This is a genomic window from Luteibacter aegosomatissinici (assembly GCF_023078495.1).
GTDB classification, from domain to species: Bacteria; Pseudomonadota; Gammaproteobacteria; order Xanthomonadales; family Rhodanobacteraceae; genus Luteibacter; species Luteibacter aegosomatissinici.
The window spans coordinates 4,896,639-4,920,751 of the sequence record NZ_CP095742.1 but is presented as its reverse complement, the minus strand read 5'-3'; the positions used below and the strand labels follow the sequence as shown (position 1 = coordinate 4,920,751).

The window sequence follows — 24,113 nt, the reverse complement described above, 5'->3', positions numbered from 1 at the left end:
TGGTCAAGAAATGCCCAGTGCTCAAGTTTTGACCAACCCATCCGCTAACTGAATATGGGGGTCTGGTAAAACTAGCGTTAAGGTCCTTCGTTATATTAGAGTTAACACCCCGATTGATCAGCGTGGTGCGTCATCTCGTTGCACCACGAGACAGGAAATTAGCGTAACTCATTGAAGTAACAGCCATGTTGACTATCGCCCTCCTCAGCACCGTTCTTGTCGCCAGCGTCCTCGCGGTCGCCTCGTTCAAGCGTGTGCCGGAAGGCCAGGTCTACAGCGTGCGTCGCTTCGGCCGTACCCCGGCCCTCCTGTCCGCCGGCACCCACGTCGTGCTGCCGCTGCTGGATCGCATCACTCACAAGATCGACCTGGGTGGCCAGGTGCTTCGTTTCGATGGCGGCACTGTCTACTGGCAGGTGCTCGAACCGGCCGCGGCCGATCCGGTGATCGAAGAAGCCCCCGAACTCATCCGCAGCAACGTTGTTGCGGCCCTGCGCGACCCCGCCACGGCCCATCTGGTCGATCGTCGCGCTGTCGGCACCCAGTTGAAGCACGCCGTGAACGGTTCGCTCCGCGCCCGCGGCATGCTGGTGACCCGCGTCGAACTCGACGCCGCATAAGCAGATAACAAGAGAACGCGTGTGCGTTATTTAAAAGGCGGCGGCAACGCCGCCTTTTTTTCGCGCCGCGTTTTCTAAATGCCGGGCTGGCTGCGATAATTTCCTGCCATCAGGACCATCCACACGCCCATGACCGCGCGCGACGACCTCAAATCCCTGCTCGAACGCGGCATCGCCCAGCTGGATGTGGCCCTCCCCGAAGGTGCCGTCGAGCGCCTGCTCGATTACCGCGAGCTGCTGGAACGCTGGAATTCGGCCTACAACCTCACCGCCATTCGCGATGACCGGGCGCAGATCAACCTGCACCTCATCGATTCGCTGGCCATCCTTCCCTATGTACACGGCCGCTCGCTGGCCGACCTCGGCACCGGCCCTGGCCTGCCGGGCATCCCGCTGGCCATCGCCGAGCCGGCACGCGAAGTGCTCATGGTGGATTCGAACGGGAAGAAGGTGCGCTTCCTGCGCGAGGCCATTCGCTCGTTGAAGCTGGGCAACGCCAAGGCACTGCAGAGCCGCGTGGAAGATGTCGAAGGCACCTTCGAATGCATCACCGCGCGGGCGTTTGCCTCATTGGCCGACATGCTCGGCTGGGGTGGGCACCTGCTGGCGCCGGGCGGCACCTGGCTCGCCATGAAGGGCAAGCATCCGGCCGAAGAGCTGGATGGGGTGCCGGCGGGGTTTCGGGTGGAGGCGATCCATACGCTGGCCGTGCCGGGTGTAGAGGGCGAGCGGCACCTTGTGGTCATTCGCCGGGATTGAGTGTGGGGCGGCGTAGATCGCGCGCAAGCGCGCTCCTACAGGGTAGGCGGTAATGCCGTGTGGGCCGGCGGCGCGGTGGAATGCAGGCGTTGCGCGCTAGATGCTACGCTAGCGCCCCTTCCGTGCACGGTAGCTAGCGACTTTCCATGGCCCGCATTATCGCAGTCGCCAACCAGAAGGGCGGCGTCGGCAAGACCACCACCTCGGTAAACCTCGCCGCGGCGCTTGCCGCCGCGAAGCGCAAGGTGCTGCTTGTCGACTTCGACCCGCAGGGCAACGCCACCATGGCCTCGGGCGTGGATAAGCACGAAGCCAAGCCCAACGGCTGCGAAGTGCTGCTCGGGGAAGTCGCGATCGAGGATGTGCTGGTCCGCACCGAGGCGGGTTACGACCTGCTGCCGGGCAATGGCGACCTCACCGCGGCCGAGCTGAAGCTCATGGACGGCATGGCCCGCGAGCAGCGCCTGAAAGAGCAGCTGGCCAAGGTGGCCGACCGCTACGACACCATCCTGATCGACTGCCCACCCTCGCTGCACCTGCTGACGCTGAACGCGCTCACCGCGGCCAACGGCGTGCTCATCCCGGTGCAGTGCGAATACTTCGCGCTCGAAGGCCTTTCCAGCCTGCTCGATACCATTTCGGCCGTGCGCCAGCGCCTGAATCCGGAGCTGGACGTGGAAGGCCTGCTGCGCACCATGTACGACGTGCGCAACAACCTGGGCAACGAGGTGTCGGCCCAGCTCACCACGCACTTCGGCGACAAGGTGCTGCGCTCGATCATTCCGCGCAACGTGCGCCTTGCCGAGGCGCCCAGCCACGGCCAGCCCATTCATCTGTACGACCGCGGCTCGCGCGGCGCCATCGCTTATATCGGCCTCGCGGGCGAAATCATCCGTCGCGAACGTGCCCTGGCCGGCGCCCCTGCTGGCGCCGCCGAGGCCGATGAGCCGGCGGCGGATGCCACCGACGCCGCCCCGACCACGCCTTAAGGAGCCCCCATGGCAGCAGCGAAGAAACGTGGACTCGGCCGTGGCCTGGATGCCCTCCTGGGCGGCGGTGCCGGTCCGGAAGCCGCCCCCTCGGTGATCGAGCAGGAAGGCGAGCTCCGCACGCTGCCCATCCACCATATCCAGGCCGGTAAGTACCAGCCGCGCCGGCACTGGAACGATGAGGCGCTCGACGAGCTGGCCGCGTCGATCAAGGCCCAGGGCCTGATCCAGCCGGTGGTCGTGCGTGCCATCGGCAAGAACAGCTACGAGCTCATTGCCGGTGAACGCCGCTGGCGCGCCGCGCAGCGTGCGCAGATGAGCGAGATCCCGGCCCTGGTGAAGGATGTGCCCGAGCAGTCCGTGCTCGCCATGGCCCTCATCGAGAACATCCAGCGCCAGGAGCTCACCCCGCTGGAAGAAGCCCAGGCCTTGCAGCGCCTGGTCGATGAGTTCGACCTGACCCACCAGCAGGCCGCCGATGCGGTCGGCCGCTCGCGCGCGTCGGTGTCGAACCTGCTCCGCCTCAACGAACTGCCGGCGTCGATCAAGCAGTTGCTCGACGAGAGCAAGCTCGAGATGGGCCATGCCCGTGCGCTGCTCACCCTGCCCTCGTTCATTGCCGAGCCGCTCGCGCGCGACTGCGCCCGCAACGGCTGGACGGTGCGCGAGCTGGAAGAAGCCGCCCGCAAGGCCCAGCTCGATCCCAAGGGCAAGGCCAAGTCGGCCGCACCCATGGACCCGAACGTGGCTAACCTGGAGCGCGAACTCGCCGAACGCTTCGCCACGCGCGTCGAAGTGGCCCAGGGCCGCGGTGGCAAGGGCAAGCTCGTCATCCACTACCACAGCAACGACGAGCTGGACGGCATCCTCAGCAAGATCCGCTGATGCTGGCGCGGGTGTAAGTAAATGGCCAAGCGCCCGGTCCATGAGGATGTGAACCCGAAACAGCGCCAGTACGAAGCGATGGTGCGCGCCCTCTCAGCCGACCTTTACCGGTTTGCCTGGTGGCTGGCGCGCGACGAGGCCGTGGCCCAGGACCTGGTGCAGGAGACCTTCCTGCGCGCCTGGAAAAACCTCGATGCCCTCCGCGAGGCCGAATCGGCGAAGGCCTGGTTGTTCACCATCCTGCGCCGCGAGCATGCACGCCTGTACGAGCGTAAGCGGCTGGATGTCGTCGAACTGGACGACAACGTCGTCGAAGATGCTGCTTTCGCCAGCCCCGAGCGCAGCGGCGACGCCGCGCAGGTGCGCGATGCCATCGGCCGGCTTCCCGATAAATACCGTGAGCCGCTGGCCATGCAGGTGCTCGCCGGCATGAGTGCCGACGAGATCGCCGCGAGTACCGGCCAGAAGGCTGGCGCCGTGATGACCCAGTTGTTCCGCGCCCGCCAGCAGCTCAAACGCCTGCTGGGCGGCCGCGCCGCGGCCGAGGGGGGCCGGACATGAATTGCCTCGACTTCCGCCGCCGGATCGGCAGCGAACCACGCTCGCGCGATCCAGAGCTGCTGGCCCACCGCGACACCTGCCGCGAAGGCTGCGCCGCGTTCTGGCAACGTGCCCAGCGTTTCGAAGATGACATGGAAGCCGCCATGGCGGTGCCCGTGCCGGAGGGACTGGCCGACCGGATCTTGCTGGCCCAGGCCACGGGCGAACGCCGGGTCCAGGTGACCCGGCGCCGTGCATGGATGGCCATGGCGGCCTCCGTGCTGATTGCCTTCGCTGGCGTGGGCATGATGTGGCGCTACACCGATCAGCATTCGCTGGAGGCCATGGCCGTGGCCCACATGCCGGGCGAAATGGACGCACTGGCACTGACCCGCCCCATGACGGACGACCAGGTCGAAGCCGGCTTTGTGGGACGGGCGACCCGCCTGAAGGGTCCCGCCCCGGGCATGGTCACCTACGTCCACGACTGCGTGGTGGGCCAGTACCCCGTGGTGCATGCGGTCACCCGCATGGACGACGAGCCCGTCGTGGCGCTGTACATGCCTGGCAAGATGGACGGCAAACCCGGCACCTTCCACCGCGATGGCTGGGATGGCCGCGAGGTACAGCTGCGCGGCGGCACGCTGCTGCTGCTTGCCCAGGGCCCCAGCCACAAGGCCATGGACATTGCCGAACGCGGCTGGCGCGCCGCCATCGACGGCGAAAACCTCACCGTCTCCCTGTAGGAGCCCACCCTGTGGGCGACATCTTTTCGTGACATCCCCGCAGGGCCTGTTGCTTTGTCGCGAACGGCGTCGCCCACAGGGTGGGCTCCTACGGGGAGGTTCGCTGGAGCGTGGACCTGAACGAGTGCAGGCAAAGCAGCCTTCTGTAAGGATTGTTGGGCGATAATGCCGCCCGACTCCTGCCACCCGCCCCCGGAACCGCGATGACCGATCTCGCCGTGGTCGTGCCCGTCTTCAACGAGCGCGACAACATCCCGCCCCTCCTCGCCGAGATCGCCGCGGCCCTGCGTGGACGGATCGACTTCGAGATCATCTACGTCGATGACGACAGCACCGACGACAGCGTGGCCGTGCTCAAGGCGGCGCAGAAGGATTACCCCGAGCTGCGCATCATCCACCACGTGACCCGCAGCGGGCAGAGCACCGCCGTGTGGAACGGCGTGCGTGCTGCACGCGCCTCGTGGATCGCCACGCTCGATGGCGATGGGCAGAACGACCCGGCCGACATCCCCAAGCTGCTCGCCGCGCGTGCTGGCGCTGGTCCGGAACTCAAGTTGTTTGCGGGCTGGCGCGTCACCCGGCGCGACAGCTTCAACAAGCGCATCTCGTCGAAGATCGCGAACGCGGTGCGTTCGCGCATGCTCCAGGACAGCACGCCGGATACCGGTTGCGGCCTGAAGCTGTTCGAGCGCGACACGTTCATGCGCCTGCCCTACTTCGACCACATGCACCGCTACTTGCCGGCGCTGGTGAAGCGCGCGGGTTTCGCCAGCCAGAGCGTCCCGGTGGGCCATCGCCCGCGCACGGCCGGCACCTCGAAGTACGGCATGCTCGATCGCCTGTGGGTAGGCCTGGCCGACCTGCGCGGCGTGGCGTGGCTGATGCGCCGCGCCAAGGTCACGAAGACCGAAGAATTCTGATCTGAAAGCATCGCGGTAGGAGCCCACCCTGTGGGCGACAACGTTCGCGACAAGCAACAGGTCCTGCGTCGATCTCGCGAAAAGATGTCGCCCACAGGGTGGGCTCCTACCGCGATCCGATTAGCGCAGCGGGGTGCCGCGCGGCACCCACTTGTCCAGCATGGCCTCGGTCCGCTCGCGCCCCAGTTCGATGAGCTCGCGGGCGCGGTAGAACTCGTACACCGCCGAAACGTTGCGCGGCATTTCGATTAGCAGGTCGGGCGGGTACGCGGCCAGGCGCAGGCGCGACAGGTTCGCCTGCATCAGGTCCATCGACTGGGTCATCAGCTCGAATGCGCCGGGGTCGCGGTGAATCTTGGACTCGGAGCCGGGCAGAACCTTGCCCAGCAGGCGGCCGAGCTTTGCCGCATAGCCCTGGTCAGGCACCGCCGCTACGTCTTTCTCGGGCGCCTTCTGCAATTCCGCCGCGCCATCCACGCTTACCGCCATCACGTAGTCGGCGTCTTCGCGCATCAGCGGTAGCACCGGCAACGGATTCAACAACGCACCATCGACAAGGCGGCGGCCTTCGTGCGTGTAAGGACGGAACAAGGTTGGGATGGCGATGGAAGCACGGATGGCATCGAACAGCGGCCCCCGGGTGAGCCATACCTCACGCTCGCGATCGATATCGGTGGCGACGGCCGTGTACGCGATCGACAACTCTTCGATGTTCACCTCACCGATGAGTTCGCGCAGCGCGGCCATGATTCGGTCGCCCTTGATGAAGCCGCCGCCGGAAAAGCTCCAGTCGACGAGGCGCAGCACATCAAAGCGCGCTAGCGTCGATACCCAGTCGCGGTACACATCGAGCTTGCCCATGCCATAGATGCCGCCGACCAGCGCTCCCATCGAGGTGCCGGCGATGGCGACGATGTCGAAGCCGCGGGCCTCCAGCGCCTCGATGGCACCGATGTGGGCAAGGCCCTTGGCCGCGCCGGCGCCTAGCGCCAGCGCAACGCGGGGTCGACGGGGTTGTCCGGTCGTAGCGGGTAGCGCGCCGGGATCGGCGATATCAAAGTCGCTCATGGAACCTGGTGCGTGATCAGTGGTGGTTACCGTTGTTGCCGTTCTGGTAGCCGGACAAGGCCAGCTGCAGGAGGATCTTCATTTCCTCGCGCAGCGGCAGCGGCGACACGATCTCCGCATCGGGGCCGTACTTGAGTACGTCCATCAGCAGCTCGCGGGAGTTCGAGTAGGGCACCTTCAACTCGTAGCGGCCATCGGGGAGCCAGTCGCCCTTCTGCTGCGAGTGCCAGTGTTCATCGGCCACCCAGCGCGCGGCGTGCGAGGAGAAGCGAATGGTCGCCCAGGCCTTGGGCTTGCCGGCGAAGATGCCGTAGCTGGACGCGAGCAGATCGTTCAGCTCGGTCTCTTCCACATCCTTCGCCCGTGCATCCTGTGCCTGTGGTTCGGCGATGCGATCCACGGCGAAGCTGCGCAACGCCTCGCGATCGTGGTCCCACACATCGAGGTACCAGTTATCGCGGTAATGGGTAAGGCGCTGTGGCGACACCGTGCGGCGCGTATCGGAATTGGTGGTGCGGGCGCGGTAGCGGAAGGTCAGCTGGCGCCTTTCGAGCACCGCGCCCGCCACGATCCGGAACACCTGCTGGTCGAGCTTGCGCGCACCCCAGGAAATAACGCGGATGCGATCGACCGGCAGTGCCTTGCCGCTGCCATGATCGGAGAGCAGGCGCTCGATGCGTGCCTTGAACGGTGCCAGCGCCCCGGCCAGTACCCCGGGATCCGAGCGGCCGATGAGCTCATTGAGGGCCATCAGCGCGGCCAGCTCATCGCTGGTCAGCCACAAGCCCGGTAATTCGAAGCTATCGCCCTCGCCCGCCTCGTAACGGAACGAGGCCTGGTCGCCGGCGACGCTCTGCACGGGCGCGCCCAGCGCATCGCGCAGGAACGCCACGTCGCGGTAAAGGGTGGCCCGCGAGCATTCAAGCTCATCCATGAGCCGCGAAAGCGGAACCGGATAATGCGCGGACTTCAGCAGTCGGTGCAGGGTAAGAATGCGCTCGTAGCGGTCCATGGGGTTCGCCGGCAGGTGGAGCTAAGCAAAGTGTGTCCGCGCGGGCGTGACGCCCGTATCTACGCGCAACAAGCATGGCGTTGGCAGGGGCCGTCCGCAAGGGTTGCCGCAGTACAACGATTGGCCAGGTGGGGCCGGCGGTGGCCGCAAGGTTTGCGCCCGGGGCGAAACGGCGCAAAAATGCCGCTTTGCCATCGCCGAAGCCCCCGACCATGGCGCAACCCGACGACGCACCGGCCGTCGCGCTGGGCCCCCAAGGCCAGCCCGAGGACGGTTCGCGCGCCCAAAGCCTGTTTTCCCTCCCTGCCGTGGTCCTCCAGACCGCGACGGCGACGGGCTACGGCCTGTGGATGGTGCTCGGCACCGCGGTGGCGCTGGGCACGTACACCGATGGGCGTGGCGATGTCCTGGTGCCGCTGTCCTTTGGCTTCGTGCTGGTGAGCCTGGGCCTGGCAGCCACCTGCCTGCGCCTGCGCTTTGCGCGCGAATGGCATGGCTGGGACCCGTTCCGGCGCATGCTGCCCACCACGGAAGGCATGGTGGCCATGGCGAATTACCTGCCCATGCTGGCGCTGGGCGGTCTGGCGCGCGGTGAGAACGACTTCTGGGCCACGCGGCTGGCCGGCGCGGCACTCATGATCTGCAGCCTCGCCACCCTGATCTATACGGCGCGCAGCACGGCGCGGGATATGCCCGCTCCACTGGCGTCGGTCGCCAATACGCAGCCGATGGGCCGTGCCGTGTCGGCGGTATTCGCCGGTGGGCTGTGGTTCTGGTTATGCGTCGCACTGCAGAGTGATACTACGCTGGGTCCGCTAAACCCCTGGCGGCTCAGTATGTTAGCGGTGGGCCTGGTGCTCGGCGTGATCGAAGGCATGCGCTGGCGGGCACTACGCCAGTTGGCGGATGAACGGGGAGCCGGCGCGTTCTTTGCGCCCAGGCGCGGGACAGGTACCCTGTTGGCCTGGTGTTTCGGCATTGCCGTGCTCTCGGTGGGCCTCCCCTGCGTGTTGCTGGTCTCGCACCCCACGGGGCCGCTGGTGGCCGTGGCCGCTGGTATGGCCGCGTTAAGCTGCGTTATCGGTCAATGCCTCGAACAGCGGTTGTATGGGCGGGCGTGGGCCCAGCTCGCCAGCCATTGAGCAGCAAGCAGCCCCCCGGCGCGTGGGTGCGCCAATGGCCGTCCCCACGGCCCACCCCAATACCACTTTCTTTCCACATCCGGGTAGACGATGAAAAAAATCCTTCTCGCCTCGCTTGTCCTCGCCGCGCTGCCTTTCGCCGCGCAGGCCCAGGACGCTTTCTCCACGACCAACCCCAATGGCGGTGGTGCCCCCAGTTCCGATGCCTCCAAGAATGGCGGCTGGACCGGTTCGGGCGAATTCGGCTTCGCCTCCTCGCGCGGTAATTCGCGCTCGGAGAATGCCAACGCCAAGCTCGGGCTGGCACAGGAAAACGAAGTGTGGAAGAACAATTTCTACCTCAATGGCCTGCGCTCGAAAGGCGAGGTCGATGACGGCAGCGGTAACAACACCTTCAGCACCACGGCCAACCGCTATGAGAGCGGTGCTTCAGTGGGCTACAAGTTCGACCCGCGCAGTTATGTCGTCACAGCCGCGCGTTACGAACATGATGATTTCGGTGCCAATCTCTGGCAGGGGGTCGTCTCGGTGGGTTACGGCTACATCGCGCTGAAGAACGAGCGCGCCGAGCTTTCCTTTGAAATCGGTCCCGGTTTCAAGCGCTACCAGCCAGCCAAGACCAGCGAAGACGTCGTCCAGCCTGATCAGACCGTCGTCACGGTCGTCACGACGCCCAACGCCGAGAGCGAAGTGGTCGGCCGTGGCCTGGTGAACGGCAAGTACCGCCTCACCGATAACACCGCGCTGGAAGATACGTTCCTGGTGGAAGCGGGCTCGAAGAACCAGTACTACCAGAACGACATCGGCCTGTCGGTCAGCATGACCAAGAAGATGGCGCTGAAGCTCGGCTACCAGATCCGCTACAACAGCGATACGCAGCCGGGCACGGTGAGCACCGACAAGTTGATGACCACGAACCTGGTCTACAACTTCTAAGCGACACACGCTATTCCGTAGGAGCCCACCCTGTGGGCGACATCTTCCGCGACGGCACCACAGGTCCTGTGGCTCTTTCGCGAACGGCGTCGCCCACAGGGTGGGCCCCTACGACAGCGGTGATTAACGCTGCGGCTTGAGCAGCTCGCCCGCGCCCTGCTGCAACAGCATGGCCGCCACTTCGTGGCCCAGTGCCACCGGCTTGTCGCCGTTGATATCCGCCTGTGCGGTGATCAGTTCGCCACTGGCGGCATCGCCGACCAGCGCATGCAGGGTGAGCCCGAACTCCGCCACCACGCAGAACGCACCGATCGCCACGGCGCAGCTGCCGCCCAACTGCTCATTCAACGCACGCTCGGCATCGGTTGCCAGGCGCGTGTCAGCGTCGTCGATAGCCGCCAGCAGCTCGGCCGTGCGCGTGTCGCCCTCGCGGATCTCCACGGCAATGGCACCCTGGCCCGGTGCCGGCAGCCAATCCGGACTGGCCAGGCGGCTGCGCACGCGGCCACCCAGGCCCAGGCGGTCCACGCCAGCGCAGGCCAGCACGATCGCGTCGTAATGGCCCTCGTCCAGCTTGGCCAGGCGGGTATTCACGTTACCGCGCAGGTCGAGCAACTGCAGGTCGGGGCGCAGGGCGCGCAACTGGGCCTGCCGGCGCAGCGAGGAGGTGCCGACGCGGGCGCCATTGGGCAGCTCGGCGATCGTCGCGTAATCGTTGCTGATGAAGCCATCGGCGGCATCGGCGCGCGGCAGGATCGCCGAGAGCGCAAAGCCAGGTTCGAGCACCGCCGGCACATCCTTCAGCGAATGCACGGCGATATCGGCACGGCCTTCCTGCATGGCCACCTCCAGTTCCTTCAGGAACAGGCCCTTGCCGCCGATCGTGGCAAGGGAGCGATCCAGGATCTCATCGCCGCGGGTCGAGAGCGGCACCAGTTCCACCACCAGGCCAGGGTGCGCCTGGCGTAGCAAGGCGGCCACGTGTTCGGCCTGCCAGAGGGCCAGCGCGCTCTTGCGGGTGGCGATGCGAAGCGGTGCGGTCATGGGGATTCCGAAAGCACGGGAGGCAATGGGCTGATTGTCCCGTAAAACGGCACCCGAGCGCAGCGCGGCCGTACGCCGCGATGTCCGGTCAGGACTCCGTGCGCAGCCACTGGCGAATGGCGGGCAGGTTGCGCCGGCTTACTTCCGGCGCGCTCTCCGTACCCGAAAGACGAGCCAGTACGCGGCCATCGGCCAGCGTGCGCAGGCCCACCAGGCGGTCGCGCGGCACCAGGCAATTGCGGTGCAGGCGAATCACCCGCTCGCCCAGTGCCACCTCGAGCTGGCGCAGCGAATCATCGATCAGGCGCGAGCCACCCACGTGCTCGACGGTCACGTACTTCTCGCCGGCCGTGAGCAACAACACGTCGGTTAGCGCAATACGTACCTCGTCGCCACCGCTGCGCGCGCGCAACCAGCCGCCGCGCTGCGGCTGCGCAGGGGCAAGCCGGGCCGCCGCCCGGTCGAGCGCTTCATCCAGGCGCTCGGCGCGCACGGGTTTCAGCAGGTAGTCGGTGGCGCCAAGATCAAACGCGCTGACGGCATGCTGTTCGTAGGCGGTGCAGAACACGACCAGGGGCCGGCTCGGCAGGGTGGCCAGTTTCGCCGCAACGGCCGTACCGGTCAGCCCCGGCATTTCGACGTCAAGCAACAGCACGTCGGGCCGCTCGCTGGCGCACGCGGCCAGTGCTGCATCGCCGTCCGCCACGCTGCCCACCAGCTCCACATCGCCGCGCCGGGCGAGCAGGCTGGCCAGCCGCGCCCGTGCCAGCGGTTCGTCATCGGCGACCAGGACGCGCACTCGCTACCTCCGGCAGGAACAGGGTGACCACGAAGCGCCCATCATGCGCCTCGGCCTTGACCACGGCGCGCTCGCCGAACAACAGGCGCACGCGCTCACGCACGCTGCGCAGGCCGTGGCCGGTGCCTGGCGTGGTGGGTGCATCGGAAAGCGGGTTATCCACAGTGACCACCACGCCGCCTTCAAGCCGGCGCCCACCCAGCCGCAGTACGCCACCCTGGCGCGATGGCTGGATGCCGTGGCGGATCGCATTCTCCACCAGCGGTTGCAGCAGCAGCCGCGGCATGGGCAGTGTTTCAGGTGTATCGATATCGCGCTCAACGCGCAGGCGTCCGCCGAGGCGCAGGCTCTCGATCTCCAGGTACTGGTCGACCAGCCGCCATTCCTCGCCCAGTGTGCCGGGCGTAGTGCCTTCGCTGCCCAGTGCGGCGCGGAACAATTCGGCGAGGTTCTCCACCGTGCGTTCGGCGGCATCCGGGTCCACGCGGATAAGCGCCGCCACGGCATTCATGCTGTTGAAGAGGAAGTGCGGGCGGATACGCGCCTGCAACGCGGCGACCTGCGCCTGCGCGACGGCTTCCACACGCGCCTGCCATTGCGCCACCACGTAGAAGTAGCGCAGCAGCGCGGCACCGAGCAGGCCGGTGGCGAGCAACGTATCGCGGACGAAGCGCGCGGTAGACACGGGCGTGAGGTTCGATCCCAGGTTATGGTCGATCCAGCCCAGGGCCACGCTGGTCACGCCCACCATCCCCATGAGCGTGAGCCAGATGCCCGCGTACGGGAGCATGCCCGGCAGCCGCTGCATCACCGGCCGCGCCTTGCACAGCACGACGGTCAGCAGCACGGAAAGCCACGCTGTATAGAGCACGCCCACCGACAGCGAGCGCAGGCGTAGTTCCCCGCCCGGGGCGAGCCACATCAGGCACGCGGTAATCGTGCCCACCACCAGCAACGCGAACAGCGTCGGCAGGCTGCAGAAATCAGGCAGCGGCGCGGACGCCGGTGGCGTGGCGGGTTGGTCGGAAGGCGCGGCGGGCATGGCGCGAGTATGCCGGATGGGCAAGGTGCCCGCCGCGCGGGCGATCACGCCCCGGCGAAAATCCCGCCGAGCCAGGTACGGATATCGTTGATCTCCGGCAGGCTCACCTGGTGGCCCATGGGGTACGTGTGCCAGTCAATGCGGTGGCCCAGGCTTTCGAGCAGCTGGCGCGATTGTTCGCCAAGCGCCAGCGGCACCACCGGGTCGGCCACGCCATGGCCCCAGAACATCGGGGTGGCATGGTTGGCGCCGCTGCGCTCGGCCTCGATGGTGTCGTGCAGGGGCAGGTAAGCGGAAAGGACCAGCAAGCCGGCCAGTGCTTCCTTGTGGAGCAAGCCCGCAGCGAGCGTCATGGCACCGCCCTGGGAGAAGCCGGCCAGCACGATCCGCGACGCGGGCACGCCGCGCTCATGCTCCCGGGCGATCAGCGCTTCAACCTCATCGATCGACAGGCGGATACCCTCGGCATCCTGCTTGTCGGCGAGCGCGAGGCCCTTGATGTCGTACCACGCGCGCATGGGCACGTTGTTGTTGATCGTGACCGGCCGCACCGGCGCATGCGGGAATACGAAGCGGATGGCCGGCCAGGCCGGATCGACCAGCTCCGGCACGATCGGCGCGAAGTCGTTGCCATCCGCACCCAGGCCATGCAGCCAGATCACCGACCATTCGGGTGACGGGCGGGTTTCGTGTTCGACGGTGGGCAGGGGCATGGCAACGGGTCCGGCTTGAAGAATCGCGTGATCGTATCAGCCCCGCTCCACGCGGATGCTCACGAGCTCCCAGCCCCCCACTTCCACATCATCCTGTATCGGCGAGAGGCGATCTTCGGCGAGGTTGGACAGCGCGGCCGGCCCCATGAGGTCGTGCCAGTGGAGCCGCGCCTGGCGCGTGCTGCCCGATGCGCCGAACAGCCGGACGATGACGGCCTTGCCGTCGGCGCTGGGCGTTATGGACTGCAACTGGACATCCTCAGGCTCGATACGCAGCACGGAGGCCGCGGGCGCCGCGATGTCCACCAACAGGGGCTGGGTCATTCCGGTGGCCAGGCGCGACGCGTGGCCATCGTCACGCACCGCATGCGGGCGCAGGGCGTAGCGGAACGCGACCGGGCCTTCCTGCCACGCACGGTAGTTCGTGCCCCAGTGGTTGTTCATCACCCACGACATCACCGTCTGGCCTGGCGCCAGGTGATCCATCCACACCTTGGGATCCGTCTGCGAATTGAGCTTGGTGGCGGTGACGCCGCCCACTTCGATCAAGGGGGCATCCAGCGTCATCCAGGTGACGCCGAGCGTGTCATTGGCCACGTCCACGTAGCGGCCCACGGGCATCCAGTTGCGGCACGCACCGGGAAGTTGATCGGCTTCCGGCTCCATCTGGCTCAACGGCACATCCACATGCATGCGGCCGCCGGGCACCGCAAGCGGGAACGCGAACTGAAGGCTCTCCTTCGCTACCGCGCGCATGGTCTTGCCGCGATGGTTCGGGTCCGGCACGTCCTCGTAAGGGGCGCGTTCCTTATCCACGGTGTTCTCGATCTCGAGCCAGTCGGCACCGGCAACCAGGCGGAGCCGGCGTTCGAGCTTGCGGCACGATGGCGCTTCCGAGCTGATGAGCACGGTGACGACGAGCGGGCCTGCCTCCTCGACCGTGATGGTCGGGCGCACGCTGGTCTGCAGCTGATCGACGGCATCGCCCGCCATGTACACGAACTGGTTGGCCGACCAGCGGCTGGCATCGATGAACTCATGGTCCAGGCCAATGCGCTGGAGGCTGGCAAGGTTGCCTGTGTCGGGATCGATGCGCGCGCGAACGAGGCCGTTGCTGAAGGTGGTGCCGTCAAATGATGCGGCCTGCGCCGGCGCCGCGGCGGTGCCTTCGTGGCGTACGAGCAGGACCGTGGCGAGCGGGGGAAGGTCGGGGACCCAAACGGCGAGCGTTCCGTCTCGCAAGCGCTGCGTGGCCAGTTCACGACCCGCGAGCGACACACGATCGCCCCCCTGCGAGGGAAGGTGGACCAGGCCGCTGCGTACCCATCCCGAGGTGTTCGTGACGGTGTGTTCCTTGCCTGCGTGCGTGGCCAGCAAGGCATCGGCGCGTGCCGCGGCATCATCGGCGAAGGCGCGCTTCACCCGCCACTGGTCGGTAGTCATCGCCTCTTCGGGATGCGTCACGCTGCGCGCGGCACCCCAGGTGTGTTCGGAGTAAAGCAGTACATCGCGCCATGCCTCGTCGGCATCAAACGGCTGGCGGCGCAGGGTCGCTACGGCCGCGGCCTGCACCAGCTTGTCGGCGGTATTCCGGTTGAGTGCGGTTTCTCGCGCTGAGGAGGCGGCGCCATCTTCCCAGTACGGCGTGAGGTCGCCGCGCAGCTGCGGAATCGCGTCGCCAAACTTGCGCTCGAATGCGGTGAAGGCTTCGCTGGCGCCGCTGATATGGAACTTCGGCCACGCATACCGGGTGTTCCAGTCACGCGTGAAATCGCTGATGCCAGGATCCGGCGGTGCGTTGTCGCCGTGGCCGGCCCAGCGCACGTGGGAGATGTCGTATCGAAACGCCACCTCATCGAGGCGCGCCTGGTAGGCGCCTACCCAGTCCTCGTCCGCTGCCATGACGTGCGACATGGCGTAGCCCGTCCACGGAACCCAGAACAGCACGCGGGACTTTCCGCTACGCGACACCCACCAGAATGGTTTGTCCTGCCATGTGGCCATGAAGCGGCCGATGCGGTCGAAGTAATTCGGTGCGGCGGAAAAATAGCGGATACCCGCCTGCGCCATGGCCTCCACCGTACCCCAGGTATAGCCCGGTACATCACTGAACATCGCCGAGTTGACCGGCGTGCCGGTGAGCTTCGCCAGCTGCGTGCCGAAGCGGAACAGGCGCAGCAGCTCTTCCGGCCGGCAGATGCCGGTGAGTTCATTGGCGTACGAGCCATTGATCGCGAGCTTGCCGGCGCGCACGGCCTCGATGAAGGCATCGCGGTCCGCGGCCGTACCACGCTTGAGGAACAAATCCGCGCCCCACAGGACCTCCAGATTCCATACGAAGCGTGCACCGTCGACGTAACCCGCCGTGGCATCAGCCAGCGCGATGCCCTTGCGGATGTTTTCCACCTGGTGGTCTTCCACATCAGCCTGGTGCTCGGTGTAGCCCAGGTCATGGTGGGAATGCGGGAGCACATAGACGGTCATCTTCCGCACGGGCTGTAGCGTGACCGCGCCGGCAAGGTTCGAACCGGCCACATCGGCCTCTACGCGCACCGCCTTCGCAGCATCTACCGCAGGGACGAGTACATCGAAGTAGGCCTCCCCCGCTGCCAGGGTCCGCCGATCGACCTCCACACCATCGATGCGCGTGACGACCTGTCGCGGCGCCGCCGATGCAGGCGGCGTAATCCGGATCGGTTGCCGTGCCGGCCCATCCCCCGCGACGATGCCGCGAATCGCCCGGATGGGCGCCGGTGTGGTGGCCATCTCCGCGGCCACCGCCCAGCGTGGCAGCCAGAGCCCGGCCGTGCCGGCCAGGGCGAATCCCTTGAGTAAATCGCGACGATGCATGCGTGGTCCCGTGGGGTGGGGAATCGTCGGTTATAGGCATAACGCCCGCATTTGTCACGATCTAATGCAGCAAGTCATGGAGGCGCAGGATGCGATCCTCCCCTGCCAAACGCTCGGCCCGTCGCCGGTATCGCGCCGCCGGCCAGATTCGTATGCTTGGCGACATGAAAGCGAGGGATACGCATTGGACAGTGGCTCGACAGTGATCTACATCGTGGCGGCGGTGATCGCGGATGACGAAGGACGGATCCTCGTCGTTCGTAAACGAGGTTCGCTTATCTTTATCCAGCCTGGCGGCAAGCGGGAGCGGGGTGAAACGGCACTGCAGACGCTCGAGCGCGAGCTGTACGAAGAACTGGGCGTGCGGATGGAGGTCGCGACGGCGGAACACCTGGGCGCGTTTCGTGACCATGCCGTTCACGAGCCGGGAAAGCAGGTCCATGCGGAAACCTACGCGGTCGCCGTCGATGGCCTCCCTGTCGCGAGCGCGGAGATTGAAGAAATTCGCTGGGTCGATCCCGACGATTGTGCTGACCTGCCGCTGGCGCCGCTATCCAGGCACCGCATTTTTCCGGTGGCGATGCGTTGGTTGAAGGATCGCGCGGTGAAGCGGAGGAAGGCGCGCCTCGACGAACCTGGTATGCGCAACATCACCTTTGCCCTCAGATGCGTGTTATGGCCGGTGCTCCTTCCGTTCATCCTGATAGCGGTGCCCATCGTGGGCAACGTCATCGTGATCACGGCGGCGAGATCACTGGGGTGCAACACCGGTGAGGATGCGATTCATCCGTGCACGTTCGCGGTCTGGCAAGTCGGCGACTTCATCGGCGGCTACACCATCGGTTCCTTCCTTGGCGGGATGTTGAATCCCGCCCTTGCCGCCGTCGCTCTCTTCGCGTTCGTGAAGACCTGGATCGGTGCCGCCTGGCTTCTCGCCGTAGGTAGCCTGGTTGCCGTGCGAAGGATCAGGCGCCGCCGCTTGCTCGCCGCCCAGCCACTACCGAAATAGATGCGGCACGAAGCAGCTCGTATTCCTTGTGATGCGATCGTTGTCTTCACGGATGCCGATGCCAGCAGGTTCATCGCCAACGATCCACGAGCCGACCAGCGCGTGGCGCCCATCGAACACGGGAAGGGGTGCCAGCGCCTGGTACATCGTGTGCGGTGCCACGACAGCGCCCTGGCTGGGATCGAGGATGGCGATACCCTCGCCTTCGCGCCCCCAGAATGGCTTGGCTACCGCGGCACCCGCAATGCCGTCACGACGCAGGCTGGCGGGCAGCAGATTGGGGTGGTTTGGAAACCACTCCCATAGCAGCGGCAGGATGGCCTTGTTCGACAGCAGCATCTTCCATGCAGGTTCGATGAAGCGCGTGCGCGAAGGGGCGATGTGTTTCGAGAATGCCTCGGCGAGCATCCATTCCCACGGGTACAGCTTGAACAGCCGGTCAATCGGGCGATCAGCCAGGTCGATGAAGGCACGGCCATTCCAGCCGATCTCTTCGATGTCCAGTGCCTGCACCTCGTGGCCGGCCTGCAGGCAGGTATCGAGCAGGTAATCGGTGGTGGTGCCGTCCTCGGGGTTGTCGTAGCAGGCGGCGAAGTGCACCCGGCTCCCGCCGCCGACGATGGGCCAGCGGGCGATCAGCTTCTCGTGGATCGAGTTGAACTGGTCGGCATCCGGGTAGCACGCCTCCAGCCAGTACCACTGCACCACCGAGGCTTCGAACAGCGAGGTTGGCGTATCGGCGTTGTATTCGAGCAACTTGGGTGGTGACACACCATCCCACGACAGATCCATGCGCCCATAAAGCGACGGTTCGCGATCAAACCAGCTGCGTTCAGCGAGCCGGGCGGCATCGTCGTTGATGCCAAGGGTATCGTAGCGGCCATCGCGAACGATGCGGTCCACCGCCTCCAGGCACATCGCATGCAGCTCGCCCGTCGCCGCCTCGACCTCATCGATCGCATCGGCGTCGAACACGTAGCAGGCATCTTCGCGCCAGTAAGGCTGGCCATCGATGGTGTGGAAGCCGAAGCCGATGCTCTCCACCTCGTGCTGCCAGTCAGCGCGAGGCGCGATTCGTTCCCGCCGCATCATCCGCCCCGTGAGCCAACGCGGCCGCTCGAGCCAAAGCCACCGCGGGAACCGAAATCGAAGCCGGTGGGGCCGTGGCCGGTGAAACCGCTGGCGCCGCCGCGTGCACCGCTCGCGTACGACCGGCCGGGGCCAGGATCGCCCGCTACCGGGTTTGTGCGCCAGTCGCTGCGATACCACGGGCCGTAATAGTGGTAGCCGCCCCCGGTTGAATAACCATCACTGTTACCGGTTGACGGCTCGAACGTACATTTCCCGGTGGCGTAATCGTGCTCGCAATCCTCTTTGCTCGTATAGCTGTTGCGCTGTACATCGGTGCGCGGCCACGCCGCGTAGCCGAACAGGCCGAGCACACCTACGACTACCGCCGCCGAGCGCATGCGCTTGCCGCGCTCGCCGAAGTTGAACAACGGCTCGGCCTTGCCCGAGGGGTAGAACGACGGGTGGCGGTAATCCGGTGGGAGGTTGAACTTCGCATCCGGCTTGCCAGCGGGTGAGGCCTTACCGCTAAGGGACTTCTTGTCCTTGTTCGCCATGGCGGCCGCCTCAGTAGGTCATGGCGGCAGCATTGATCGCACCCACGCAGGTGGCGACCACGGCGACGAACAGCGCGACCGAGCACATGTTGGCTTCGATCTTTCCACGCAGGTCGCGCACGATCAGGCGCAGCACGCCGTGCGTGACCAGCTGCACCGCCCAGGCCACCAGCCCCCACAGGGCCAGGTCGGTCAGGCTCACGCTATGCGCGATGGCGCTGGCGAGCGGCAGTACAAAGCCGATAGCGGCGCCGGCCAGGCTGATGGCGGCGGCGAGGTTGCCGGCACTGATCAGTGCCATCTCGCGCTGCGGGGTAATCCAGATGTAGGTCACGAGGAACGCGACGAAGTAGAGAATGCCCAGGCCCAGGTAGGCCACGAACGCGGGCAGGGTGAACAGGTCCGACCAGATCACGAACGCTTCCTTGTATGACGCGGCTCCCCATGGCCGCCCCGCCACTATAAGGCGGAGCGGCCGTTACGTGGGTGAGAAAAGCGGACGATCCGCTTACTCGCCCAGGCCCAGCTCGTTCGCGAAGAACGTCATCGACAGTGCAGCATTGCCGACGCGCTGGCTGAAGGGCGCGCCGATGCCGTGCCCGGCGTTCATGCGGGTGAGCAGCAGCACCGGGTTACCCGAGGTGGAGGCATCCTGCAGGCTCGCGGCGAACTTGCGCGACTGCCAGGGGGCCACGCGCGGGTCGTTGGCGCCGGTGGTGAGCAGCACCGACGGGTAGTTCGTACCCTTCTTCACGTTGTACAGCGGCGAATAGGCGCGCATCGCCCTGGCGATCGCCGGGTCCTTCACCGAGCCGTATTCGCTGACGTTGTACGGGCCGTTGGCAAACGCGGTTTCGTGGCGCGGCACATCGTAGATGCCGACCATCGCCACCACCGCACGGAACTGGTCCGGGTGCTGGGTAACCAGCGCGCCCATCAGCAGGCCACCGTTGCTGCCGCCCAGAATGCCCAGGTGCTTCGTGTCGGTCCACTTCGTATCGACCAGCGCCTGCGAGGCCGCGTAGAAGTCATCGAACACGTTCTGCTTGTGGGTCTTCTGGCCCTGCTCGTGCCACTGCTCGCCAAACTCGTTGCCGCCGCGGATGTTCGCGTAGGCGAGCACGCCACCGCGTTCCAGCCAGGCCAGGTTCGGGCCGATGAAGGAAGGTGTGACCGGAATACCGAAGCCGCCGTAGCTGTACAGGATGGTCGGGCGCTTGCCGTTCGGCGTCACGCCATCCATCGAGATGACGGTCACCGGGATCTTCGTGCCGTCCTTCGATGTCCCGTCGATGCGGGTGACCTTCACCTTCGAGTAATCGGCGGCGGCTTTTACCTCGAACACGGTTTTCAGCGCACCGCTGGCACCGTCGTACTCGGCCCAGTGCGTGGGCGTTGTCCAGCCACCGTAGGTGATCAGGGCCTTGTCCTGGCCCTTCTCGGCGGCCACACCGCCAATGGTGATGCCGGTGGCAGGCAGCGGCAGGCGGCGCACGAAGGTGGCCTTGGCGTCGTACTGGTCGGCCCACCAATCGGGGCCGGCGCTGCGCACCACGAGGAAGCCGCTACCAATCGGCGTCACGCGCTGGATGGCGCCCTCGCCCTGCGGCAGCACATCGGTCTGCTTGCCGCTGGCATCCAGGGCGACGACCTTGCCGCGCGGCGCACCGGCGAACGTGACCACGTACAGGCGATCGCCCACCCAATGCGCCGAGCGCACGTCGGCCTCACGGCCCAGCGCCTTCTTGAACGGGCCGTTGCCCTGGCGGATGTATACCTCGGCCGGGCCGCCATCGCCTTCGTTGGCGAGCAGCGCCGTGGCCTTGCCACCTTCGCCGTCCATCAGGATGTATTCGGCCACCGGCGAATAGCCCTTGCCGAACACCACGGTGTCCTTCTCCTGCGCCGTGCCGATCACGTGGTGGGCGAGGTACGCATCGAACTCGCGTAGCGGCTTGTCCTTGGTCGGCGTATCGAAGCGCGCGTAGGTCACGCCCTTCTCGTCCGCATCCCACGACAGCGCCTGCGGCGTGGTGCCACCGCCCGCCCAGGGCAGCGAATCGGACAACGCCTTGCCGGTCTGCGTATCCAGGATGTGGATGGTGGTGAGCTCGCTACCACCCTCGGCCGTGCCGTACGCGAGGTAGCGGCCGCTGGGCGAGGGCCAGTATTCGGTGATCGCGGTATTGCCATCGCCCTTGTTCAGATCGACCAGGGTGCGCACCGGGCCATCCGGCCAGGCCTTGGCCACCAGCACGGGCTGCGGCTGCGGCGGGGTGTTCTCGAAGTAGAACAGCGTGCCGCCGGCCAGCTCGGGGGACGAGCGCGTGGTGGAGGTGGTGGCCAGTTCGGTGATGCGCTTGGTGAGGTCCTTGCCCATCGGCATCTTGCCGATGGTGGCTTCGGTGAAGGCATTCTGCGCCTCGATCCACTGGGCCACGCCCTCGCCATCCGGATTCTCCAGCCAGCGGTAGGCATCGGTCACCGGCTGGCCGCCGATGCTGTCCTTCACCTCGTGCTTCGGGGTAGGCGGCGGGGTGGCCGTGGCGGCATGGGCGGAGCAGGCCGCAAAAAGGCTCAGGGCAAGCAGGCGGGGAACGATGGGACGCATGGGGCAACCTCGTGGGCGGGATCGCCCGAGCGTAGCAAACCCATGACGCCCGGCACCCCTGCCGCCAGTTGGGTAGCGGCACCGGTTATCCTCGAAGAATTTGTTGCTGCCGGAAACACTCATGCGCCCGCTCGCCACCGTCCTCCTCACCGCCCTGGCCGCCGCGCCTGCGCTGGCCTCCGCCGCGCCGCCGCCGTTGGATATGGAAACCATCATGGCCGACCCCGACTGGATCGGGCAGGCGGTGGAGGAGCCGTACTGGAGCGTGGATGGCAGCCAGGTCTATTACTCGCTCAAGCGCGACGGCAGCCCGGTACGCGATCTGTATCGGGTGCCGGCAGCGGGTGGCGCGCCGGTCAAGCTCGACCCAGCCGCCGTGGCCAATGCCGATGGCACGAAGCTGGTATTCGACCACGCCCACCGCCATGCCGCGTTTGTTCGCCACGGCGATATCTTCCTGCGCGACCTGGGCACGGGCAGCACCGTGCAGGTCACCCGGTCTGCCAAGGCGGAAACCTCGCCGCACCTCTCGGCCGATGGCCGCCTGCTTACGTGGCGCTCGGGCGACGACTGGTTTGCCTACAGCACCGCCGGTGGCCCTGCGTGGCAGGCCGCCGTGGTGGAGGCGAAGGACGACCCGAAGAAGGACAAGAGCAGCGAGCTCCAGGACCAGCAGCAGGCGCTGTTCTCGACCCTGCGCGGCCTGAAGGCGGACGAGAAAGCGATGAAGGCCGACGCCGATGCGCTGGCCGCCGCGGACCCGGCCCACGCGCCCGCAACGTTCTACGTGGGCAAGGACGTGTCCATCGTGGATACCTCGCTCTCGCCCGATGGCCGCTACATGCTGGTGGTGACCAAGGCGAAGGACGCCGACGCGGGCAAGATTGCCGACCTCACCCATTACGTCACCGATTCGGGCTATGCCGAAGCCGAGGCGACGCGCACGTACGTCGGCCGCAGCGACCCCACGCCACAGGCGTTGAAGCTGCTCGACCTGCGTGCCCATGCCGTTTACGACCTTGATACGGCCACCCTCCCCGGCATCCACGACGACCCGCTGGCCGAGATCCGTGCGAAGACCGTGGCGGCCTTGCGCAAGGACGGAAAAACCGACCGTGCCGACGCGCTGGCGGCACCGAAGACCCGCCCGGTGATCGTGAACTCGGAATACAGCCCGGGCATCGTGTGGAGTGATGATGGCCAGAACGTCGCCGTGCAGCTCACCTCGGTCGACAGCAAGGACCGCTGGATCGCCACGGTGGATTTCGGTCGCCATGCGCTCAGCACCCAGCACCGCCTCAGCGACAAGGCGTGGATCAACTGGGACAACAACGATTTCGGTTTCCTGCGTGATGGCCGCACGCTGTGGTACCTGAGCGAAGAGACCGGCTATTCGCACCTGTACACGCGCTCGCTGGGTGGCAAGCCTACGGCGCTTACCTCGGGTCGTTTCGAGGTGGACCACCCGGTGCTCAGCGGCGATGGCAAGACCTTCTATGTGCGTACCAACCAGGTCGCGCCATACAGCTATGACATCTACAAGGTGCCCTCCGCCGGTGGTGCGCTGGCCCGCGTCACCACGTACGAAGGCATGGATGATTTCTCGCTTTCGCCGGATGGCCGCCAGCTGGCCGTGCTGCATTCGTCGCCGTACGTCCCTTCACAGCTGGCGACGGTATCGACCGATGGCGGCACGCCGCACGAGCTCACCCACACCGTGAAGCCGGGCTTCGCCGAGCACGCATGGATCGCGCCGAAGATCGTGCAGGTGCCCTCCTCGCACGGTGCGGGCACCATCTGGGCCAAGTTCTATGGCCCGGCCGATGCCGCACAGGCCGCGTCGCGGCCCGCGGTGATCTTCGTGCACGGTGCGGGCTACCTGCAGAACGTGCACCTGTCGTACCCGTCGTACTTCCGCGAGCAGATGTTCCATAACCTGCTGGTGCAGCGCGGTTACGTGGTGCTTGATATGGACTACCGCGCCTCCAAGGGCTATGGCCGCGACTGGCGCACGGCGATCTACCGCAACATGGGCCACCCGGAGCTGGAAGACCTGCTCGATGGCAAGGCCTGGCTGGTGAAGAACCAGGGCGTGGATCCGAAGCGCGTCGGGATTTACGGCGGCAGCTACGGTGGCTTCATGACCCTGATGGCCCTGCTGCGTGCGCCGGGTGAGTTCGCCGCGGGTGCCGCGTTGCGCCCGGTGACCGACTGGACGTCGTACAACCACGAGTACACGGCGGCCATCCTCAACGACCCGCAGCTCGATCCCGAGGCCTATGCCACGAGCTCGCCGATCCAGTACGCCGACAAGCTGCAGGATCCCTTGTTGATCGAGCACGGCCTGATCGACGACAACGTGCTGGCCAGCGATTCGATCCGCCTGTACCAGCGCTTCATCGAGCTGCACAAGAAGAACTTCTGGATGTCGCTGTACCCGATGGAACGCCACGGTTTCGTCCACCCGGATTCCTGGCACGACGAGTACCGCCGGATCGACGAGCTGTTCCAGCAAAACCTGAAGCAATAACGCCCCACGGTAGGAGCCCACCCTGTGGGCGACAGCTTTTCGCGATAAGGCCACAGGGCCCCTGGGCTCTATCGCGAAAAGCTGTCGCCCACAGGGTGGGCTCCTACGGGAGCGGAATTTACGCAAACGTTACGCGGGGCCTTACCGTCCTTACACCGTAAATATCCACGACGTCGAAAAATACGCACCGTCCTCTCCTGACGGAACGTTTCCCGTGGAATTCCTGTACGTCCTGCTCATCGTCGTGCTCACGGCGGTGACGATCGGCTTCCT

The 24,113-nt window shown here is 66.2% G+C and carries 22 protein-coding genes; 11 read left to right on the top strand and 11 right to left on the bottom strand.

Features of this window, described 5'->3' with window-relative positions; translation table 11 throughout:
• The first annotated feature begins 185 nt into the window (after positions 1-185).
• From L2Y97_RS21960 to L2Y97_RS21930, 7 genes are all read left to right on the top strand, one after another.
• Entirely contained in the window at positions 186-620 is a 435-nt protein-coding gene (locus L2Y97_RS21960; protein ID WP_247431088.1) for an SPFH domain-containing protein, read from the top strand.
• A 129-nt stretch (positions 621-749) separates the two neighbouring features.
• Positions 750-1,379, top strand: a complete 630-nt coding sequence (gene rsmG / locus L2Y97_RS21955; protein ID WP_247431085.1) for a 16S rRNA (guanine(527)-N(7))-methyltransferase RsmG — start codon at positions 750-752, stop codon at positions 1,377-1,379.
• A gap of 146 nt (positions 1,380-1,525) precedes the next feature.
• Complete coding sequence (locus L2Y97_RS21950; protein ID WP_247431083.1) at positions 1,526-2,368, top strand: ParA family protein; 843 nt, start codon at positions 1,526-1,528, stop codon at positions 2,366-2,368.
• Between the two features lie 9 nt (positions 2,369-2,377).
• Positions 2,378-3,253, top strand: a complete 876-nt coding sequence (locus L2Y97_RS21945) for a ParB/RepB/Spo0J family partition protein (RefSeq protein WP_247431080.1) — start codon at positions 2,378-2,380, stop codon at positions 3,251-3,253.
• A gap of 21 nt (positions 3,254-3,274) precedes the next feature.
• Positions 3,275-3,814 (top strand): sigma-70 family RNA polymerase sigma factor, encoded by a 540-nt coding sequence (locus L2Y97_RS21940; RefSeq protein WP_247431077.1) that lies wholly within the window; start codon positions 3,275-3,277, stop codon positions 3,812-3,814.
• Positions 3,811-4,539: a DUF3379 family protein gene (locus tag L2Y97_RS21935; RefSeq protein WP_247431074.1), complete on the top strand. Its 729-nt coding sequence runs from the start codon at positions 3,811-3,813 to the stop codon at positions 4,537-4,539. The genes L2Y97_RS21940 and L2Y97_RS21935 overlap by 4 nt, the downstream gene beginning before the upstream one ends.
• 203 nt (positions 4,540-4,742) lie before the next feature.
• Entirely contained in the window at positions 4,743-5,459 is a 717-nt protein-coding gene (locus L2Y97_RS21930) for a glycosyltransferase (protein ID WP_247431071.1), read from the top strand.
• Positions 5,460-5,579: 120 nt separating this feature from the next.
• Here the strand turns inward: L2Y97_RS21930 and L2Y97_RS21925 are convergent, their stop codons facing one another.
• Together L2Y97_RS21925 and L2Y97_RS21920 are read right to left on the bottom strand one after the other, a co-directional pair.
• Entirely contained in the window at positions 5,580-6,527 is a 948-nt protein-coding gene (locus tag L2Y97_RS21925; protein WP_247431068.1) for a patatin-like phospholipase family protein, read from the bottom strand.
• A gap of 16 nt (positions 6,528-6,543) precedes the next feature.
• Positions 6,544-7,539: a helix-turn-helix transcriptional regulator gene (locus L2Y97_RS21920; protein ID WP_247431065.1), complete on the bottom strand. Its 996-nt coding sequence runs from the start codon at positions 7,537-7,539 to the stop codon at positions 6,544-6,546.
• A gap of 212 nt (positions 7,540-7,751) precedes the next feature.
• On the opposite strand from L2Y97_RS21920, the gene L2Y97_RS21915 reads away from it, so the two are divergent.
• Positions 7,752-8,681 (top strand): hypothetical protein, encoded by a 930-nt coding sequence (locus L2Y97_RS21915; RefSeq protein ID WP_247431063.1) that lies wholly within the window; start codon positions 7,752-7,754, stop codon positions 8,679-8,681.
• Positions 8,682-8,771: 90 nt separating this feature from the next.
• Positions 8,772-9,617: a DUF481 domain-containing protein gene (locus L2Y97_RS21910; protein WP_247431060.1), complete on the top strand. Its 846-nt coding sequence runs from the start codon at positions 8,772-8,774 to the stop codon at positions 9,615-9,617.
• 123 nt (positions 9,618-9,740) lie between these two features.
• Here the strand turns inward: L2Y97_RS21910 and hemC are convergent, their stop codons facing one another.
• From hemC to L2Y97_RS21885, 5 genes are all read right to left on the bottom strand, one after another.
• Positions 9,741-10,661 (bottom strand): hydroxymethylbilane synthase, encoded by a 921-nt coding sequence (gene hemC, locus L2Y97_RS21905; protein ID WP_247431057.1) that lies wholly within the window; start codon positions 10,659-10,661, stop codon positions 9,741-9,743.
• 88 nt (positions 10,662-10,749) lie between these two features.
• Positions 10,750-11,460 carry a LytR/AlgR family response regulator transcription factor gene (locus L2Y97_RS21900; protein ID WP_247431054.1) on the bottom strand — a complete coding sequence of 237 codons (711 nt, stop codon included), beginning with the start codon at positions 11,458-11,460 and terminating at the stop codon, positions 10,750-10,752.
• Entirely contained in the window at positions 11,438-12,550 is a 1,113-nt protein-coding gene (locus L2Y97_RS21895; RefSeq protein WP_247431052.1) for a sensor histidine kinase, read from the bottom strand. The genes L2Y97_RS21900 and L2Y97_RS21895 overlap by 23 nt, the downstream gene beginning before the upstream one ends.
• On the bottom strand, positions 12,547-13,215 hold the full coding sequence (locus tag L2Y97_RS21890) for an alpha/beta hydrolase (RefSeq protein ID WP_247431049.1): 669 nt from the start codon (positions 13,213-13,215) through the stop codon (positions 12,547-12,549). Before L2Y97_RS21890 ends, L2Y97_RS21895 begins: the two co-directional genes overlap by 4 nt.
• Positions 13,216-13,251: 36 nt before the next feature.
• Positions 13,252-16,065: a glycoside hydrolase family 38 N-terminal domain-containing protein gene (locus L2Y97_RS21885; RefSeq protein WP_247431046.1), complete on the bottom strand. Its 2,814-nt coding sequence runs from the start codon at positions 16,063-16,065 to the stop codon at positions 13,252-13,254.
• A gap of 76 nt (positions 16,066-16,141) precedes the next feature.
• Between L2Y97_RS21885 and L2Y97_RS22600 the strand changes: the two genes are divergently transcribed.
• Entirely contained in the window at positions 16,142-17,074 is a 933-nt protein-coding gene (locus tag L2Y97_RS22600) for an NUDIX hydrolase (RefSeq protein ID WP_425492803.1), read from the top strand.
• Here L2Y97_RS22600 and L2Y97_RS21875 read toward each other — a convergent pair.
• The 4 genes from L2Y97_RS21875 to L2Y97_RS21860 all read right to left on the bottom strand — a co-directional run bounded on the left by L2Y97_RS21875 (position 17,063) and on the right by L2Y97_RS21860 (position 21,310).
• Positions 17,063-18,163, bottom strand: a complete 1,101-nt coding sequence (locus tag L2Y97_RS21875; RefSeq protein ID WP_247431044.1) for a glutathionylspermidine synthase family protein — start codon at positions 18,161-18,163, stop codon at positions 17,063-17,065. The two genes, L2Y97_RS22600 and L2Y97_RS21875, sit on opposite strands and share 12 nt — an antisense overlap.
• Positions 18,163-18,699, bottom strand: coding sequence for a DUF1190 domain-containing protein (locus tag L2Y97_RS21870; RefSeq protein ID WP_247431041.1), 537 nt, complete (start codon positions 18,697-18,699; stop codon positions 18,163-18,165). The genes L2Y97_RS21875 and L2Y97_RS21870 overlap by 1 nt, the downstream gene beginning before the upstream one ends.
• A 10-nt stretch (positions 18,700-18,709) precedes the next feature.
• Positions 18,710-19,114, bottom strand: a complete 405-nt coding sequence (locus L2Y97_RS21865; RefSeq protein ID WP_247431038.1) for a DUF350 domain-containing protein — start codon at positions 19,112-19,114, stop codon at positions 18,710-18,712.
• Between the two features lie 93 nt (positions 19,115-19,207).
• Entirely contained in the window at positions 19,208-21,310 is a 2,103-nt protein-coding gene (locus tag L2Y97_RS21860) for a prolyl oligopeptidase family serine peptidase (protein ID WP_247431035.1), read from the bottom strand.
• Positions 21,311-21,431: 121 nt separating this feature from the next.
• On the opposite strand from L2Y97_RS21860, the gene L2Y97_RS21855 reads away from it, so the two are divergent.
• Positions 21,432-23,840, top strand: coding sequence for a S9 family peptidase (locus L2Y97_RS21855; protein ID WP_247431032.1), 2,409 nt, complete (start codon positions 21,432-21,434; stop codon positions 23,838-23,840).
• Positions 23,841-24,113: the final 273 nt, after the last annotated feature.

Coding starts and splice junctions, on each gene's coding strand:
- L2Y97_RS21960 (WP_247431088.1), top strand. CDS start 186: ATGTTGACTATCGCCCTCCTCAGCACCGTTCTTGTCGCCAGCGTCCTC.
- rsmG (WP_247431085.1), top strand. CDS start 750: ATGACCGCGCGCGACGACCTCAAATCCCTGCTCGAACGCGGCATCGCC.
- L2Y97_RS21950 (WP_247431083.1), top strand. CDS start 1,526: ATGGCCCGCATTATCGCAGTCGCCAACCAGAAGGGCGGCGTCGGCAAG.
- L2Y97_RS21945 (WP_247431080.1), top strand. CDS start 2,378: ATGGCAGCAGCGAAGAAACGTGGACTCGGCCGTGGCCTGGATGCCCTC.
- L2Y97_RS21940 (WP_247431077.1), top strand. CDS start 3,275: ATGGCCAAGCGCCCGGTCCATGAGGATGTGAACCCGAAACAGCGCCAG.
- L2Y97_RS21935 (WP_247431074.1), top strand. CDS start 3,811: ATGAATTGCCTCGACTTCCGCCGCCGGATCGGCAGCGAACCACGCTCG.
- L2Y97_RS21930 (WP_247431071.1), top strand. CDS start 4,743: ATGACCGATCTCGCCGTGGTCGTGCCCGTCTTCAACGAGCGCGACAAC.
- L2Y97_RS21925 (WP_247431068.1), bottom strand. CDS start 6,527: ATGAGCGACTTTGATATCGCCGATCCCGGCGCGCTACCCGCTACGACC.
- L2Y97_RS21920 (WP_247431065.1), bottom strand. CDS start 7,539: ATGGACCGCTACGAGCGCATTCTTACCCTGCACCGACTGCTGAAGTCC.
- L2Y97_RS21915 (WP_247431063.1), top strand. CDS start 7,752: ATGGCGCAACCCGACGACGCACCGGCCGTCGCGCTGGGCCCCCAAGGC.
- L2Y97_RS21910 (WP_247431060.1), top strand. CDS start 8,772: ATGAAAAAAATCCTTCTCGCCTCGCTTGTCCTCGCCGCGCTGCCTTTC.
- hemC (WP_247431057.1), bottom strand. CDS start 10,661: ATGACCGCACCGCTTCGCATCGCCACCCGCAAGAGCGCGCTGGCCCTC.
- L2Y97_RS21890 (WP_247431049.1), bottom strand. CDS start 13,215: ATGCCCCTGCCCACCGTCGAACACGAAACCCGCCCGTCACCCGAATGG.
- L2Y97_RS21885 (WP_247431046.1), bottom strand. CDS start 16,065: ATGCATCGTCGCGATTTACTCAAGGGATTCGCCCTGGCCGGCACGGCC.
- L2Y97_RS22600 (WP_425492803.1), top strand. CDS start 16,142: ATGGAGGCGCAGGATGCGATCCTCCCCTGCCAAACGCTCGGCCCGTCG.
- L2Y97_RS21875 (WP_247431044.1), bottom strand. CDS start 18,163: ATGCGGCGGGAACGAATCGCGCCTCGCGCTGACTGGCAGCACGAGGTG.
- L2Y97_RS21870 (WP_247431041.1), bottom strand. CDS start 18,699: ATGGCGAACAAGGACAAGAAGTCCCTTAGCGGTAAGGCCTCACCCGCT.
- L2Y97_RS21860 (WP_247431035.1), bottom strand. CDS start 21,310: ATGCGTCCCATCGTTCCCCGCCTGCTTGCCCTGAGCCTTTTTGCGGCC.
- L2Y97_RS21855 (WP_247431032.1), top strand. CDS start 21,432: ATGCGCCCGCTCGCCACCGTCCTCCTCACCGCCCTGGCCGCCGCGCCT.